The sequence below is a fragment of the Hymenobacter cellulosilyticus genome, from assembly GCF_022919215.1.
In the GTDB taxonomy this organism is placed as follows: Bacteria; Bacteroidota; Bacteroidia; order Cytophagales; family Hymenobacteraceae; genus Hymenobacter; species Hymenobacter cellulosilyticus.
The window spans coordinates 275,859-292,484 of the sequence record NZ_CP095046.1; the positions used below are offsets into that span (position 1 = coordinate 275,859).

Here is a 16,626-nt window from a genome sequence, read left to right on the forward strand (position 1 = left end):
CTGCAACGGCGGGCTCGTCCTACCTTTGGGCAAAATACCTTGCTGGCAATGCGCAAAAGAACAATGGAAGAGCTGAACCGGCTCTCGGTGGCAGACTTCAAAAGTACGCAAAAATTCCCCCTCACCCTGGTGCTCGACAACGTGCGCAGCCTGCACAACGTGGGCTCGGCCTTCCGCACCGCCGATGCCTTTGCCATCGAGAAAATCTGGCTTTGCGGCATCACCGGGCGCCCTCCGCAGCGCGAAATCACGAAGACGGCCCTGGGCAGTACTGAGTCGGTGGTGTGGGAATATGCCACTACTACCGTCGAGGCGGTTCGGCAGCTCAAAGCGGCGGGCTACGTGGTAGTGGCCGTCGAGCAAACCGACGGCAGTCAGCTCCTGCCTACGTTTCAGCCCCAGCCCGGGCAGGCCTACGCCCTGGTGATGGGCAACGAGGTATTTGGCGTGGATGACGACGTGCTGGCGTTGTGCGACGCGGCCGTGGAAATTCCGCAGTTTGGCACCAAGCATTCCCTGAACGTGAGCGTGGCGGCCGGCGTGGTGTTGTGGGACTTTATCAGCAAGCTCGGCGCTGTTTTGCCCGCCTTGTAGACATCAATAACGCTCTACAACCTGCGCAGCTCTAGCGGCTTTCAGCAGGAATCTATAATAATAAACAAATAATATATATAATAACCAAACAAAACATTGCGGTACGCTTAGGGCCTAGGGGCGAATTCGTTGGGTTTTTGTAGATTTGAAAACGGCCGACTTGCGGGTCAGCCTATCCCCTACTGAATTTCTTTTCCTAACCCTTTCGCATGAAGTTAACTTCTACTATGTCTGCCTACCGGACCCTAGCGTTGGCAGCTTTCCTGGCAGTGCCTGGTCTGGCGGCGGCCCAAACGGCTCCTTTGGAGCGGGCCCTGGGCCAGCTGGCCGCCCAGCGTACCCGCCTTGGTCTGAGCGAATCTGACTTGACCAACCCGGCCGTAACCAGCCAGTACACCGACCAGCACAACGGTGTAACTCACCTTTACCTGCGGCAGCGCCACGAGGGCATCGAGATTCTGAATGCCGTAGCCGATGCCCACGTACTGGCCAATGGCAAGGTCACGGCCCTGCACAGCAGCTTTCTGCCCAACGTGGCCTCCGCCGCCCGCGGCACGACGCCCAACCTGACGCCCGTCCAGGCCGTGGAAGCCGCGGCCCGCGCCCTGCAGATTGCCGCTCCTGCCAGTCTGCGGGCTGAGCGCGACGCGGCCCCGGCCGCCGGCCTTACGTTTAACGACGGCGGTATTTCCCAGGACAACATCAAGGCCAAGCTGATGTACCTGCCCCTGGCAGGCGGCGAGCTGCGCCTGGTGTACGACGTGCTGCTCTGGCCTACTACCAGCGACGACGCCTGGGCGGTGCGCGTGGACGCCCGCACCGGCGCTTTGGTCAATAAAATCTCCTACACCGTGCACGAGCCCGTAACCTTTGCGGACCTCACGGCCCGGGCGGTACAGGTGATGAAAATGCCGGAACCCGTTACCACCCAAACCAGCAAGGTGAACGGGCCCAACAGCTACAATGTGTGGCCCCTGACCATTGAAAGCCCGATTCACGGCGCCCGGCAGGTAGTAGCCAACCCCGCCGATGCTACGGCCTCGCCCTTCGGCTGGCACGACGACAACGGCGTGGCCGGTGCTGAGTACACCATTACCCGCGGCAACAACGTGCATGCCTACGATGACCGGTTTGCTCGTAACGTGTACGTCGCCAATACGTCTTTGAGCCCCGACGGCGGCGCCAACCTGGAGTTCGACTTCCCCTACGACGGCAACCTGCGCCAGGTGGGCAACCTGAAGGCTTCTATTACCAACCTGTTCTTCTGGAACAACCTGATGCACGACGTGATGTTCCGCAAGGGCTTCAACGAGGTCAGCGGCAACTTCCAGCAGAAAAACTACACGGGCCTGGGCCTGGGCAACGACCAGGTAAAAGCTGAAGGCCAGGACGGCGGCGGCACCAACAACGCCAACTTCTCTACCCCGCCCGACGGTACCCGGGGCAAAATGCAGATGTACAACTGGAGTGCCGCCCCCGGCACGCTGATTGTCGCCTCGCCGGCCTCGGTAGCCGGCACCTATCCGGCTGGCCTGGCTGACTTCGGCCGCACCATCAACTCGCTGGGCAGCACTTACCGCGGCAAGCTCGTGCTGGTAAATGACGGCTCGGGCAAACCTTCGCGGGGCTGCAACGGCCCGCTGCAAAACCCCGCTCAGCTGGCTGGTAACATTGCCGTAGTTGACCGCGGCAAGTGCACCTTCGCCTCCAAAGTACAGCTGGCCCAGGCCGCTGGCGCCAAAATGGTCGTGATTGTTGATACCACGGCCACGGCTACTCCCAACGGGATGACCGGCGCTGCCGACACCGTGGGCATCCGTATTCCGTCCCTGTTTGTTACCAAAGCCGTGGGCGACCAGCTCAAGCTGGCCATGGAAGGCGGCGGAATTGTAATGGCAGGCGGCACCGGCGGAGCCGGCCCCGATGGGGACTTCGATAACGGCATTGTGGCCCACGAATACGGCCACGGCATCTCGACCCGCCTCACCGGCGGCCCTGCCAACTCTGACTGCCTCAATAACGCCGAGCAGATGGGTGAGGGCTGGAGCGACTTTTTTGCCCTGTGGATGACGACCAAACCCGGCGACGTAGGCACTACGCCCCGCGGAATCGGGACGTATGCCGGCAATGAGCCGACGACCGGAGCCGGCATCCGGCGCAAGCGCTACACCACCGACTTCAGCGTCAACAACCACACCTACGCCTTTATTGGCTCCCAGTACACGGCCGTGCACGACATCGGCGAAGTATGGGCCACGGTTCTGTGGGACCTGAACTGGGCCTTCATTAACCGCTACGGCTACAACACGGACCTGACGGCCGCTACTGGTGGCAACAACATGTGCCTGCAGCTGGTACTCGACGGCCTGAAGCTGCAGAAATGCAGCCCGGGTTTCCTGGACGGCCGCGACGCTATTCTGAAAGCAGATACCGTGAACAACGGCGCGGCCAACTCGGCCATGATCTGGCAGGTATTCGCCCGTCGTGGTATGGGGGCCAACGCCGTGCAGGGTAGCAGCAACATCCTGTCGGACAACACCGCCGGCTTCCAGCTGCCAACCGTGCTGAGCACGCAGAAATCCTTGAACGAGAAGCTGGTGGAAGTATACCCCAACCCGGCTCAGGATCAGCTGACTGTGCGCACGCAGGTAAGCAGCAAGGTACCGGTACAGGTAGAACTGCTGACGGTACTCGGCCGCACGGTGCTGACGACCTCGGCCGCCGCCGCGCGTATTCAGTCGGAAGGCATCCGCCTCAACACCACCGAGCTGGCCAACGGCATCTACGTGGTGCGCCTGACTACCTCGGAAGGTACGATTACCAAAAAAGTGATGGTGCAGCACTAAGTCCTGCTCCCGTACGTTTGCGTATACTGGAAACCCGTCTGGCTTTGTGCCGGGCGGGTTTTTTAGTGAGTAACTGCTTCCTCCTATTGCGGCTTTATGGCTCCCGAACTACCTACCTCCTCCGATACGGCGCTGCTGGCCCTGCGTCCTACCCTACCTACTGCCTTGACCGCAGAGCCCGAGGCCACGGCCGGCGACTTTCTGCATCGTACTCTTCGGCCGGTGCTCAAGCTCCAGAATGACCTGCTGCTGCAGCTGGTGGCCGACTTCGTGCGGGAACACCACGTAGCTTTCCTTACGCGCAGCCCGGCCGACCAGCTGCGCACCCTGGCCGAGCTGCTGGGCCGCAACGTGAAGCTGCGCTACACCATCATTGGCGTGGTTATCGGGCTCTTTACGCGCGCCGAGCAGGCGTTTTACCGGCAGCACCGCTCCGAAGTAAACCGTCGCCTGATGGAACTGGCTACGCAGCGCGTGCAAAGCCAACTGCCCGAACTGGCAGCGCTGCTGACCACCTCCGGAGCAGCCTGACGATGCAAAACCACTACCACACGCTGGGAGTGGATGAGCAGGCCACACCCAACGATATTCGGCGGGCTTACCGGCAGCTGGTACTGCTCACCCACCCCGACCGAACGGCCGACCCGGCAGCCCACCAACGGTTTTTGCGCATCAACGAGGCCTACGACGTGCTGAGCAACCCGGCCCGTCGCCGCGGCTACGACGCGCTGCTGCAGGCCCTACGCACTCCGCCCCCACCCCGGCACACCCCGCCGCCCCGCCCGGCAGCAGCGGCGCCACGCCAGCCGGGCTTCCGGCCCCGGGCCTATGCCAAGCCGCCCGTGGACCTGCGCGCCTACCAGCGCCCGATTCGGTGGTGGGGCGGGCTGCTGGCCCTGCTGGCCGTACTCATCATTCTCGATTACAGCCTGCTGCAACACACCGTGCAAGCCAGCTTTCTGGGAGCCGAGTCGGCCAGGGACGGCCGCGGGGCTCTGTACACCGATTTCTACACGTCGCGGGGCGCATTTCGGACGTATTCGGACCTGCCCACCAACCCGGCTCACCTACAAGTGCGGCTTTCGGCCATCTTCCGCCTGGTCAGCCAGGTGAGCTTGCCCGATGGCAGCCCGGTGCCCACGCGCCTGGCGCATCGTAGCCTGTTTGTATTTACCGGACTGCTGCTGGCCCTGGCCCTACTACTCCAGCGGACTGCCCTGCCCGACGCAACCCGGGTAAGCGTAGCGCTGGTAGCTACAGTAGTGGGCAGCATTCTGGTGCTGATGATTCTTACCTGAAGCCAACCGCCCGGCACAAAAAGGCCTGCCCCAATACTGGAGCAGGCCTTTTTTGCTTTGCTGAAAGCAGCAAACCGGTTAATCGTACTGCGAGTCGCGCAGGTGCACGGGGGCGCTTTTCTTGCGCAGGCGCATATTGAGCGTTTCCACCAGCAGGGAAAAGAACATGGCGAAATAAATGTAGCCCTTTGGAATTTCCTTGTGGAACGCTTCCATCACCAGCATGATACCAATCATGATCAGGAACGACAGAGCCAGCATCTTGATGGTGGGGTTCTTGTTGACGAAGTCGGCAATGTAGCCCGAGAAGGCCAGCATGACGCCCATAGCCAGAATGACGGCCAGAATCATCACCAACACGTTGTCGACCAGGCCTACAGCCGTCAGGATGGAGTCGAAGGAGAAGACGATGTCGACAATGACGATCTGCAGGATTACGCGCGACATTGTGTGGAATTTTCCTTCCCCGGCCGCGTCTTCCTCACCTTGCAGCTTGGTATGAATCTCGGTGGTGCTCTTGCTCAGCAAAAACAAGCCGCCGGCCAGCAGGATAAGGTCGCGCCCCGACACTCCGAAGTTGGGCTCCAGGAAAGGCAGATTCAAGGTAAAGAGCGGTTCCTTCAGGCTTACAATCCAGGAGATACTGAGCAGCAGGCCAATACGAAACAGCAGGGCCAGCAGCAGGCCGATGGTGCGGCCGCGCTTTTGCTGATCGTGGGGCAGCTTATTAACGACGATGGAAATGAAGATGATGTTGTCAATGCCTAGCACGATTTCCATAAAGGTCAGCGTGAGCAAACTAATCCAGGTGGCGGGACTGGAAAAAGCAGAAAGGTCAAACACGAGAAAAGGCGCTAAGGTGAGAAGATGGTTTTTACTGGGCCAAGGTGAAAAAATGGGCCGCCGGGGGCCGACGAGTCAAACGACTCGTCGGCGCAGTACCCACGGCGGCACCTCACCCAGTAACTTTATTTCATGTTCACGAACTGCAGAGGCTGACCGATTTCAGCAACCTTCTGGCGGAGCAGGGCAATGACTTGCTGCAGGTCGTCAATCTTCTTGGCCGACACCCGGATTTGCTCGTCCTGGGTCTGGGCGTCCACCTTGATTTTGCTGTCCTTAATGAGCTTCATAATCTTGCGGCTGGCTTCCTTATCGATGCCGGCCCGCACCTTGACGGTTTTCTTCACCATGGCCCCGTTGGGCTGCTCCTCGGCCGAGAAATCGAGGCAGGTACCGTCGAGGCCCTGCTTTACTACGCGGCCCAGCAGAATGTCTTCCAGGGCCTTTACCCGCATGGAATTCTCGGAGCTGAGCTGAATGGTGTTGGCCTTTTTATCGAGTTCAATACCGCCTTTCGTGTCGCGCAGGTCGTAGCGGGTCTGCAGCTCTTTTTTGGCGGTGTTTACCGCGTTTTCCAGGGTTTGCGGGTCTACTTTGCTTACAATGTCAAACGAGGGCATGGTCGTGGATTGGGAGTGAAAGGATGGCAGCCGGCCCAAAGCCGGAAGGGCCTGAGCCGGCCCCAACCGGCATACGTACACCGGCCGGGGAAGGGTCAAAAGTACCAAATGCCCGCGGCAACCCACTTAGATATTTCGGCCGCTATTCTCCAACTTGCCTCTTTCCCTGTTCTTATGCCGGTTCGTGCCCCTTCCTCCCCCTCCGACTTCGCCGCTTACTACCAGCTTCGCTACCGGGTGCTGCGCCAGCCCTGGAATCAGCCGCTCGGCTCCGAGCGGGCCGACGACGATGATGCCCCCAGCACTACGCACGCGCTGTATTCCACCCAGGCGGGAGAAGTAGTGGGGGTAGCCCGGCTTCACCCCTCGGGCCCAGGCCAGGCTCAGGTGCGCTACATGGCCGTCGACCCGGCGTTTCAGGGTCAAGGCATCGGGCAGCAGTTGCTCGAATACCTAGAAGACGCTGCCCGCCGCCAGGGCCTGACCGAATGCATTCTGCACGCCCGTCAGCAAGCCGTACCGTTTTATGAGCGGCTGGGCTACCGGGTGGTAGCGCCTTCCCACCAGCTCTTCGGCACTATCCAGCACTTTCTGATGCGTAAGGATCTGTAGAAGCCAGTAGAGCGGCAGCAACCGAATCAGCCTGCTCTGGGTTCAGAACTTTTCCTGGCCCCGCAGCAGGTCGAAGTAGAGGCGGAAGTCGCCGAGCAGGGAATACCAGGGGTGCTGAAACGTAGCCGGGCGGTTGCGCTCCACGAAGAAGTGCCCAATCCAGGCGAAACCGTAGGCGGCCACGATGCCCAGCGGAATCAGGTTGAAGCGCTGCCAGAACACGGCCAAACCCAGGGCCAGCAAAAACAGCGTGGTCCCGATGAAGTGCAGAATACGGGTTCCGCGCTTGCTGTGCTCCCGGAGGTAGCGCGGGTAAAATTCGGCGAAGGTGAGCGGCAAGGCAGACATGGCGGTGGGGTTATACCGTAAAGAAACCTAACTTTTCGGCTAATAACCAGTCTTTTCCGCCCAGTCCCTCACGCTATGGAGCAATCCTTCGACGTAGCTACTCTGGTAGCTATTTACAACCAAATCAACCACTACGGCCGCACCAACGGCATGCAGCTCACGGTGGCCAGCCCCGGCCAGGTAGAATACAGCATGACGGTCCGGCCCGAGCACCTGTCGTCGCCGGGTACCTGCCACGGCGGCGTTATTGCGGGCCTGATGGACTCGGCCCTCGGCGCGGCAGCCCTTACCCTGGCTTTCCAGACCGGGGAGCTAGTTTCCACGGTAGAATTTAAAATCAACTACCTGCACCCCGTGCGGCTGCAGGACCTCCTCGTGGCCCGGGCCCGCGTAGACCACCCGGGCAAAACCCTGGTGGTGAGCAGCGCCGAAATTCACTGCCTGAACCGGGAGCTGATAGTAGCCCGCGGCATGGGCACCTTCAACCGCTACCCGGCCGACAAGCGCGACTTCCACCGCCTGCTTTTTCCCGATACCGATACCACGCCCGTCGACTTGTAGAAGGGTCTTCCGATACGAAAGCCGGCCGCTCCCTTGTTGGGAACGGCCGGCTTTTTCGGTTAAACGAACTTCTGAGCTACTTAGATGAGGTCGGAGGAAGCCGACTCGTGCTCGTGCTCTTCGTACTCGTCGCCGTCAGGATCCTGGGGCGGCTGTACTTTACGCACGTTGCGGGCGCAGTCTTCGTCGCGGTGGTTGCGGCCCACCGTAAATTCCACCCAGTCACCTTCGCGCAGGTCATTGAAGTCGCCTTCGGCCATGTCGGCGTAGCTGAAGAACAGGTTGTTTGGCGGCATTACCACGAAGCCAAAGCCGTTTTTCAGGTTCTTGATGGTGCTGATGCCAACCGTGCCAACGGGACCGGCAGCCGTGGGGCCCGTAGGGCGCACCGGCTTAACGGAGGGGAAAGCGACGGGCTCGGGCTGATTCACGAACAGGCTTTCGATTAGCTCGTCGCTGCTGGCCAGACCGTTGTCAATCACGTCGTGCATGGCCACGGGGTAGGTCACGTGCTCCAGCAGTTGCTGGGAGGCGCGGGTTACCCGGTTTTCACCTTTGAAGTCCACGTACTTGAAGTCCCAGTTCAGCAGCATCACGCGGGTGCCGATGGTGTTGAGCTTCTTGATCAGGGGCACGTAGTCCGAGTCGCCGGCAATAAGCACAATCACGTCGAAGCTCTTGTGCAGGGCCAGTTCCAGGGCCTCCAGGGCCAGCCACACATCGATGCCCTTTTCCTGCAAACGGCCGTCGCGCGTTTTCAGGGGCATGTAGTGGGTGGCAATACCCAGATTCATCAAAATATCGTCCAGCAGACGGTCGTGAAACAACCGGTCTTTGTCGCGGGCTTCGGTAGCGGAGAGGCGGCCACGGAAAAAGTGGGAGTCCGTAATCTGGCTCAGGCGAACATCTACGTCTTCCTCTTCAGCGACCTGATGGCGAATATATTCGTGCAGGCCTTCTAAACTGATACGAGCCTTGCGCTCGTGCTGGAAGTAGTAGTAATCACTGATCTTCAGGAAATAATTGCCGTCATAGAAGACGCCGATCCTTATCAGTGGGCTATTCATCTGGTTCATACAAAAAAGCTTTAATGCGAGAGGTGTGTAATCAGGGCAGGTAAGCGAGAAGTGAATTGGGAATGCTAAAGGTAGCTATGATCAAAGATACACACCTTGACCCGTAGGTTAGCCTTTGCATGACCGGCACCTTTCTTCTATCACATGGTTATGTGATCGACGCAAGGCAGGAAATACCAGTTTGTTTGAAAATTGTCGACTTAGAGAGCTAAGGATGGACAATAAACACCCTGTCATTTATAAAATCCTATATTCAAATCGAGCTTCCCTCCATGAAGTTACAGAGATCAAAGGCAATAATAGCAAAAACACCTATTACACTATCGACCATTGAGTGCAATTTCCAGGAGACTACCCTGAAGGGTGCGAAGCTAATATCTTAATCATATTAGTGCAAATTTTCACAAAAAGAGCCAGCCTCAACAACCACCCGAATGAACTTATATGATTGGTATTATTCTCTTATTCAACACAATAGCTTCTACCAAATTCATCTTATTTTAGTCCCCCAGTATCAGCATAATCCAATAAATTTCAATTATCATCTTCGCATCATCTTCCCGACAGTCAGCTTTTTAATTTCATTTTCGTTTATAAACAACATATTTTTTTTCAGGAAAATTCTTTTCGAGGCCATTATTAGTAAGCACGCCAGGGCATTAGGTGGGCCAACCGCGGTGTTGTGCCATGCTATATCACAACAGGCAAACGGGAAATTTAGAAATTCATCCGGCTTACAATCAGCACGAGTACCAGCGCGGCATAGCCCACGCAAATTCCTACTTCCATCAGGTTGCCCGAGGTGGAGCCCGTCCGGATCAGGGGTAGCTTGAAAGAGTAGTCGGACAGGGGCATAAACCACTTCACACCGGCCTTGGTCAGGGAGTCGGCAATGAGGTGGGAGGCGTAGCCAGCTCCGGCGAAATGGGCCACCCCGTGCCAGCCCAGGGTGTTATTTGCCAGGTAGCCAATGTAGGTCCACAGGGCGGTAGCCCAGATGGTGTGCGTCCAGGTACGGTGGGACGTGTAGGGCGCCAGGGCTACGAAGATGCCCAGCAGGCTCAGCCACAAAAACCCCAGGTAAAGGCCGCCCAGCACAGTGCAGGCCCCGGTAAACATCAGGGCCAGTTTGCGGGCCGAACCGCCCTGCATAGCCACCCCGATGAGCCCAAAGGCTAGGGCCGCCGTGAAGCCCATGCGCCGGTCGGGCCCCTGGGGCAGCATGTAGTGAGTATAGCCGGCCAGGCCCAGGGCAATGAGGGCGAAAGCAAAGCGCACGTAGTTCTGGGAGAAGCTCAGGCGCTTGCTCAGACGGGAGCTGGGGTGGTCGAGGTCGGGGGCCAGGGCCGAGAAGCCGGCCAGGGCAATGCCGGCCGGCGAAAAGGGCACGCCCGTGATGAGGCCGCCCACGGCCACCCCGGTAATGAGGCCGATGGCCAGGTGAGAAGAACCGCGCACTAGAGGAAATTGGGGAAATAGCCTAAAGCACGAAGGTACGCTCAACCCCGACTAGTTGGGCACGGGCAGCAGATATACAATTTCCGGCTCCATGGGCGGCTCGGGCGCGGCCACCGGGCGGGCCGGGTAGCGGGCGGCCTTGCGCCGGGCCTGGCTGAGTTTCGACCAGGCGTGGTTGAGGTTTTGCCAACGCACCCAGGCGTCGAAATTGAAGTCTTGGTCCTCGGCGGGATTCTGAGTGGGGTCCATACGCAACAGGTTAAAAATCGGGAATTGGTGCGGAGTGCAGACGAAAGCAAAGACCAATTTATCAATTTTTCTCAAACTCAGCCGCAACCTTTTTTCATTCGGGCTTCGCGGAAACTTTCGGACCTTGCCAGCGGTATTGCTTACCACATTGCCTAAACACTGCCCGACCGGATTTGTCTTCGGCCGGGCTTCTCCCTTTTGCCTTTCTCCTAGCCGCCCGTCGTTTTGAAGGTCTCCGATTTCCTCCAGCTCTACTCCCTCGACCCCACCGGCATGACCGTGGGCGCCCGCCTGAACCCGGCCACGCGCCATAGTCTGCGGCCGGCCGATGCCAAGGCTACCGATGCGCCCGTGCGCCTGCACCTGCGCGGCCTCGTGGGCTCCCAGGACGCGGTGCTGGCCGCCGCCCTGCACCAGGAGTTTCCCGACCAGCACCACCTCTTCATCCTGCACGACCGGGAAGAGGCCGCCTATTTCCTGGCCGACCTCCAGCACCTGGTGCCCGACGAGGAGCCGCTCTTGTTCCCGAGCTCCTACAAGCGCCCCTACGCCTTCGACGAGACGGAAAACGCCAACGTGCTGATGCGGGCCGAGGTGCTGAATAAGCTGAACTCTCACCGGGGACCAAAAACCACCGCTGAGCAGGCCTCCGAGGATGCCGACGACGCCCTGCCGGAAGGCTCGCCCAAGGTGAAAGACAAAAAGGCCAAAATCAGCGTGAAGGACACGGCCGGAGCCCTGATTGTCACCTACCCCGAAGCGCTGTTCGAGAAGGTTATCAACAAGAAGAGCTTAGTTGCCAACACCTTTATTGTGAAGGCAGGTGACAAGCTCGACGTCAACTTTATCAGCGACATGCTGGCCGAGTACGACTTCGAGCGGAGCGACTTTGTGTACGAGGCGGGCCAGTTTGCCGTGCGCGGCGGTATCGTGGACATCTTCAGCTACGCCAACGAGCTGCCCTACCGCATCGAACTGTTCGGCGACGAGGTGGAAACCATCCGCACCTTCGACCCGGAAAGCCAATTGTCGGTGGAGAAGCGGCAGCAGGTGAGCATCATCCCCAACGTGCAAACCAAGCTGTTGCAGGAAACCCGGGAGGCCTTTCTGGACTTCATCCCCCGCAACACCGCCATCTGGGCCAAGGACGTGCGCCAGACTCTGGACGTGGTAGAGGAATCCTTCGACCGGGCCGAGCAGGGCTTCAAGGAAATGCTGGCTTCGGCCGGCGGCGTGCAGATTGTGAGCAAGCCCGAAGACCTGTTCGAGACGGGCAAGTCGTTCAAGAAGCTGCTCGACAACTTCCCCATCGTGGAGTTCGGCAAACGCTTCCACTTCAAGGCCGGGGCCGAGGAATTCAACTTCAGCGCCAAGCCCCAGCCTTCCTTTAACAAGGACTTCAGCCGCCTGGTCAAGAACCTGCACGACAACCAGGAGAAGGGCTTTACCAACGTCATTGCCGCCGAATCGGTGCGGCAGGCCGACCGGCTGCGCACCATTTTCGACGAGCTCGACAACAACGTGCAGTTTCAGCACCTGCTGCTGGGTTTGCGCGAGGGGTTCGTGGACGAAACGCTCAAGCTCGTGGTCTACACCGACCACCAGCTGTTCGAGCGGTTCTACCGGGCCCAGGAAGGCCGCAAGTTCTCCAAGAAAAAGGCCCTGACCCTGAAAGAGCTGCGCACACTGGTACCCGGCGACTACGTGGTGCACCAGGACTACGGCATTGCCCGCTTTGCCGGCCTAACCCAGGTTGAAATCAACGACCGGCTGCAGGAAGCCATCCGCCTCGTGTACCGCGACGACGACGTGCTGACCGTCAGCATCCACGCCCTGCACAAGATTGCCAAGTACAGCGGGGCCGAGGGCACGCCGCCTACCATGAGCAAGCTGGGCTCCCCGGAGTGGGAAAACAAGAAGAAGTCGGTTAAGAAAAAGGTCAAGGACATTGCCGCCGAGCTGATCCGCCTCTACGCCAAGCGCAAAACCGCGCCCGGCCACGCCTTCGCCCGCGACTCCTTTATGCAGGCCGAGCTCGAATCGAGCTTCATTTACGAGGACACGCCCGACCAGGCCAAGGCCACCGAGGACGTGAAGCACGACATGGAGCAGCCCCACCCCATGGACCGCCTGGTGTGCGGCGACGTGGGCTTCGGCAAAACCGAGGTAGCCATCCGGGCCGCGTTTAAGTCGGTGGCCGACGGCAAGCAGGCGGCCGTGCTGGTGCCCACCACCATCCTGGCCATGCAGCACTACAAAACTTTCCGAGAGCGGCTCGCCAACCTGCCCGTGACGGTGGAGTACGTGAACCGCTTCAAGACCACCAAGCAAATCAAGGAGACGCTACAGCGGGTGGCCGAGGGCAAAACCGACATCCTCATCGGCACCCACCGCCTCACCAACAAGGACATCAAGTTCAAGGACCTGGGCTTGCTCATCATCGACGAAGAGCAGAAGTTCGGGGTTAAGACCAAGGACAAGCTCAAGGAGCTGAAGGTAAACGTGGACACGCTGACCCTCTCGGCCACACCCATTCCGCGCACTCTGCACTTCTCCCTGATGGGCGCCCGCGACCTGTCGGTCATTGCCACGCCCCCGCCGAACCGCCAGCCGGTCCAGACCGAGCTGCACGTGTTCGATGAGCTGCTGATCCGCGACGCGGTGGCCCGCGAATTGAAGCGCGGCGGGCAGGTGTTCTTCGTGCACAACCGCGTGAAGGACATCGACGAGCTGGCCGCCATGATTCTGCGCATGGTGCCCGACGCCCGCATCACCACCATTCACGGGCAGATGGAAGGCGACCAGCTCGAAAAGCGCATGATGAAGTTCGTGGACGGGGAGTACGACGTACTGGTGAGCACCAACCTGATTGAGTCGGGCCTCGACATCCCCAACGCCAACACCATCATCATCAACCGGGCCCACATGCACGGCCTTTCGGACCTGCACCAGATGCGGGGCCGCGTGGGCCGCTCCAACAAAAAGGCCTACTGCTACCTGCTCACCCCGCCCGTGGCCGGCCTGCCCAGTGACGCCCGCAAGCGCCTGAGCACCCTGGAGGAATTCTCCGACCTCGGCGACGGCTTCAAGGTAGCCATGCGCGACCTCGACATCCGGGGCGCGGGCAACCTGCTGGGCGGCGAGCAGTCGGGCTTTATCAACGACCTGGGCTTCGAAACCTACCACCAGATCCTGGACGAGGCCGTGCAGGAGCTCAAGGAAACCGAGTTCCGCGACCTGTTCCTCGGCGACCCCACCCAGCGCCTGCAGGAAGCCGCCGCCACCAAGGGCCCCAAGGAGTGCAACATCGAAACCGACCTGCAAATCCTTATCCCGACCACTACGTGAGCAACGTCTCCGAGCGCCTGCAGCTCTACAGCAAGCTCGATAGGGTGAAAGGCCCGAAGAGCTGCGCAAGCTCGTGGCCGGCATCGTGGACCGCTTCGGCCCCCTGCCCGCCGAGGTGGAGCAGCTGGCCGACATCGTACGCCTGCGCTGGCAGGCCTGCCACGTCGGCTTCGAAAAGCTCACCCTCAAGAAGAACCTGCTCAAAGGCTACATCCCGGCCACCAACAACGAGGCCTACTTCCAGGGCGAAACCTTCGGCACCATCCTCAACTACATCCAGACCCACCCCCGCTCCGCCTCCATGAAGGAGCGCAAGGAACAGCTCATCATCAGCATCGACGAGGTGAAAAGCGTGGGCGCGGCCAAGCGGATTCTCAGTGAACTGGGCAGTGAGGAGAAGGTGGGAGTGTAGGGAATGACTCATTTAAACATTGATGCCATGCCATAGTGAGTTAAATAACTCACTATGGCATGGCATCAATGTTTATTTTAATATCTTATGTGCTTTGCGGTCAAAATAAAATTACTAGAAAAGCCCGCCTTGTGAACCCAATTGAAACTCATTATTCACAGCTTTAACAACATTAAAAAAATAATCTTTCAAATCTTTATTTAAGGTACTTCCCTTATAATAAGATTCATAACTAGTCTGAATTGTTTCCTTGCCAGTTACCTGATCGATTATCACTTGAAAGTAACTCCCATTACCACTTTGCATTTGAGCATATTCTTCAAAACCAGTCCACTTGTTCAATACAGATATTACTATTTGATTTATATAATCATCTGCCTTTCTCACATTTATACTATCGTTATAAAATCTTGACACAACCGAAACAACAGCAAATGTACCATATCTGAATGCGTTACCATAATTTACGATTTCTGTTTTAGTAACTCTAGCAACACGCTTTCCCCCTATTAGAGACAGTGATTTAACAACTAAATATACCTTGTACGCAAAAAAATAACTATCGAATAGCTTAGTATTTTTTAAAATTTCATTAAACCTGTCAGACGAAAATAAATTAGCTCCGCTTATTCTTTTTGCCTCTGTTGGATTCCCAGTAGAAGCCAAAGCAACTCTTAGAAAAACATCCCTATCAATAACCATATCTTTTGTTATGTAACCAGACTTTATACCGTCAGCAAATTCACCCCGCTTCCTATTGTAAAAAAAGCCAAAATTATTATATATATACTTCTGTAATTCAATTTGAATAAGATCGTTTGATCTTCGATCTGCTTCGTCAATGGGCGTTTGTTGATTTGTGGCTTTGGAAACAGACTCTATAAGCTGAATTTTCTTTTTCTCTTCCTCTGCATCAGTAACAGAATCAGCGTCCTTGATAAACGTAATCACCTTCAGCAATACCTCTTTATCACCGAATATCTGCTCTGGATTTTTTCCTTCATCAAGTAACTGTTCGTACAGCTTACTTAAAGTATAAGCTGTTTGTCCGCCATTTATTATTTGTGGATTATTAACAGTCAATTGAGCTTTCTCTCTTTCGCCGATTCTTTCATTTATATTAGTACTATCTGAAAGCATCGTAATACCATTATTGTATAGAGCGAATTCATTTGTATCAATTTTAAGAATTGTTTCAGCTATTTCTATATTAATTTTATTCTTATCAAAACCAAGATAACTTCTAGGATTATACTTTAAGATAGAATTTTTATATTTATATAGAATTTTGGCAATCTCGATGGTAGGCACAAAAAGCGCCGTAATATTACAATCGGTGTATTCAGTTTTTACTGAATAACTAATTTTAGGTCCAGCAGCTTTGTTTGTTAGACTTATATAAATAAATAAATCTGATATATTATAATAAGTGCCGGTTACCACAGGGAAAACTAACTCATTATAACTTCTTTCAAAATTATAAACTTCAGTCGCAAATCCCGTGAGCTTTTGAAGCTTATGAGAAGGCACATTTTTGATGTTTGCCAAAACTAAAACACTGTACGTATACTTAGCTATATTCGAAAGTGTTTTTATTTCCCCTATCATGGAATTAATTTTGCTACTATATTTTATCCCTCTTGTATCAGCCATTTCGCCTTCCAATAGCCTGTCTATATCCATAGAAAGCAATTCATCAAACTGAATTTGCTTTTGCTCAAAATTCTGACTACTATTTCTAAATTTGGACTGAATAAAATATATTACTTTATTGTTTTTATCTATATAATAGGCATCAACACCACCATCACCGGTGCCATCAGTAATAAGTGCTTCTCTATCAAAAAATGATGTCAATCCAAATTTGACCTTTAAAAAAAGATGTATAAGAGCCAATGCTCTTCCTTTTTCAACGTTGATTTGATCTTCAGCAAGAGCATGATACCTTTTGTATTCTGCTGGTGCCTCAGTTCTAAGTTGATCAAGTATATTAACTAGGGTATTGTACTTATTTTCCATGATTTACGAATGCTTTTTTTTCGTGTAATCAATACATAAAAACTGAAAGCTCCAATATATCTATAAGAATTATTACTTCTATTTAGTATGAAATTATAGCCATTCATAATATGACGATAGTGCCATATTCAATTTGACCCAAACTGGCGCGAACTTATAGCTCGTGCCTTCTATAACGCTGCGACTGGACCTCGTCTGCCGCCCAGCAGCAAACCTCCCGCGCCCCCGCCCCAACCTCTTGCCACGCCCGCCGAAGCTCTTGCCACCCCGCGTCAACCTCTTGTCACCCTCGTTGAGGTTCATGACACCCGCGCTGAAGCTCTTGCCACGGTCGGTGAGGTT

General features: G+C 56.2%; 15 protein-coding genes. 8 read left to right on the top strand and 7 right to left on the bottom strand.

Going from position 1 to position 16,626, the window contains the following annotated elements; all coding sequences use genetic code 11:
* Positions 1–48 precede the first annotated feature (48 nt).
* The 4 genes from MUN79_RS01335 (at position 49) to MUN79_RS01350 (ending at position 4,738) form a co-directional block, all read left to right on the top strand.
* Complete coding sequence (locus tag MUN79_RS01335) at positions 49–594, top strand: RNA methyltransferase (protein WP_244676025.1); 546 nt, start codon at positions 49–51, stop codon at positions 592–594.
* 227 nt (positions 595–821) lie between these two features.
* Entirely contained in the window at positions 822–3,440 is a 2,619-nt protein-coding gene (locus tag MUN79_RS01340; protein ID WP_244676026.1) for a T9SS-dependent M36 family metallopeptidase, read from the top strand.
* Positions 3,441–3,536: 96 nt separating this feature from the next.
* Positions 3,537–3,971 carry a hypothetical protein gene (locus MUN79_RS01345; RefSeq protein WP_244676027.1) on the top strand — a complete coding sequence of 145 codons (435 nt, stop codon included), beginning with the start codon at positions 3,537–3,539 and terminating at the stop codon, positions 3,969–3,971.
* 2 nt (positions 3,972–3,973) lie between these two features.
* The gene (locus tag MUN79_RS01350) at positions 3,974–4,738 is read left to right on the top strand and encodes a J domain-containing protein (protein WP_244676028.1); all 765 of its coding nucleotides are present in this window, start codon (positions 3,974–3,976) and stop codon (positions 4,736–4,738) included.
* Positions 4,739–4,816: 78 nt separating this feature from the next.
* On the opposite strand, the gene MUN79_RS01355 is transcribed toward MUN79_RS01350, so the two are convergent.
* Positions 4,817–5,581, bottom strand: coding sequence for a TerC family protein (locus tag MUN79_RS01355; RefSeq protein WP_244676029.1), 765 nt, complete (start codon positions 5,579–5,581; stop codon positions 4,817–4,819).
* Between the two features lie 125 nt (positions 5,582–5,706).
* Positions 5,707–6,201 carry a YajQ family cyclic di-GMP-binding protein gene (locus MUN79_RS01360; RefSeq protein ID WP_244676030.1) on the bottom strand — a complete coding sequence of 165 codons (495 nt, stop codon included), beginning with the start codon at positions 6,199–6,201 and terminating at the stop codon, positions 5,707–5,709.
* Positions 6,202–6,375: 174 nt separating this feature from the next.
* On the opposite strand from MUN79_RS01360, the gene MUN79_RS01365 reads away from it, so the two are divergent.
* On the top strand, positions 6,376–6,813 hold the full coding sequence (locus MUN79_RS01365; protein WP_244676031.1) for a GNAT family N-acetyltransferase: 438 nt from the start codon (positions 6,376–6,378) through the stop codon (positions 6,811–6,813).
* Between the two features lie 42 nt (positions 6,814–6,855).
* On the opposite strand, the gene MUN79_RS01370 is transcribed toward MUN79_RS01365, so the two are convergent.
* On the bottom strand, positions 6,856–7,161 hold the full coding sequence (locus tag MUN79_RS01370; protein WP_244676032.1) for an Mpo1-like protein: 306 nt from the start codon (positions 7,159–7,161) through the stop codon (positions 6,856–6,858).
* Positions 7,162–7,236: 75 nt separating this feature from the next.
* On the opposite strand from MUN79_RS01370, the gene MUN79_RS01375 reads away from it, so the two are divergent.
* Entirely contained in the window at positions 7,237–7,722 is a 486-nt protein-coding gene (locus tag MUN79_RS01375; protein ID WP_244676033.1) for a PaaI family thioesterase, read from the top strand.
* 80 nt (positions 7,723–7,802) lie between these two features.
* Here the strand turns inward: MUN79_RS01375 and MUN79_RS01380 are convergent, their stop codons facing one another.
* The 3 genes from MUN79_RS01380 to MUN79_RS01390 all read right to left on the bottom strand — a co-directional run bounded on the left by MUN79_RS01380 (position 7,803) and on the right by MUN79_RS01390 (position 10,505).
* A complete protein-coding gene (locus tag MUN79_RS01380) occupies positions 7,803–8,798 on the bottom strand; it encodes an NYN domain-containing protein (RefSeq protein WP_244676034.1) in 996 nt (331 codons plus the stop codon).
* Positions 8,799–9,515: 717 nt separating this feature from the next.
* Positions 9,516–10,256 carry a metal-dependent hydrolase gene (locus tag MUN79_RS01385; protein WP_244676035.1) on the bottom strand — a complete coding sequence of 247 codons (741 nt, stop codon included), beginning with the start codon at positions 10,254–10,256 and terminating at the stop codon, positions 9,516–9,518.
* Positions 10,257–10,307: 51 nt separating this feature from the next.
* The gene (locus MUN79_RS01390; RefSeq protein ID WP_244676036.1) at positions 10,308–10,505 is read right to left on the bottom strand and encodes a hypothetical protein; all 198 of its coding nucleotides are present in this window, start codon (positions 10,503–10,505) and stop codon (positions 10,308–10,310) included.
* A 225-nt stretch (positions 10,506–10,730) separates the two neighbouring features.
* Here MUN79_RS01390 and mfd point away from each other — a divergent pair, with 225 nt between their 5' ends.
* Together mfd and MUN79_RS32240 are read left to right on the top strand one after the other, a co-directional pair.
* Positions 10,731–13,853, top strand: a complete 3,123-nt coding sequence (gene mfd, locus MUN79_RS01395; RefSeq protein WP_445991688.1) for a transcription-repair coupling factor — start codon at positions 10,731–10,733, stop codon at positions 13,851–13,853.
* A 73-nt stretch (positions 13,854–13,926) separates the two neighbouring features.
* Complete coding sequence (locus MUN79_RS32240) at positions 13,927–14,265, top strand: TRCF domain-containing protein (protein ID WP_445991689.1); 339 nt, start codon at positions 13,927–13,929, stop codon at positions 14,263–14,265.
* A gap of 114 nt (positions 14,266–14,379) precedes the next feature.
* Here the strand turns inward: MUN79_RS32240 and MUN79_RS01400 are convergent, their stop codons facing one another.
* Complete coding sequence (locus MUN79_RS01400; protein WP_244676037.1) at positions 14,380–16,284, bottom strand: AIPR family protein; 1,905 nt, start codon at positions 16,282–16,284, stop codon at positions 14,380–14,382.
* Positions 16,285–16,626: the final 342 nt, after the last annotated feature.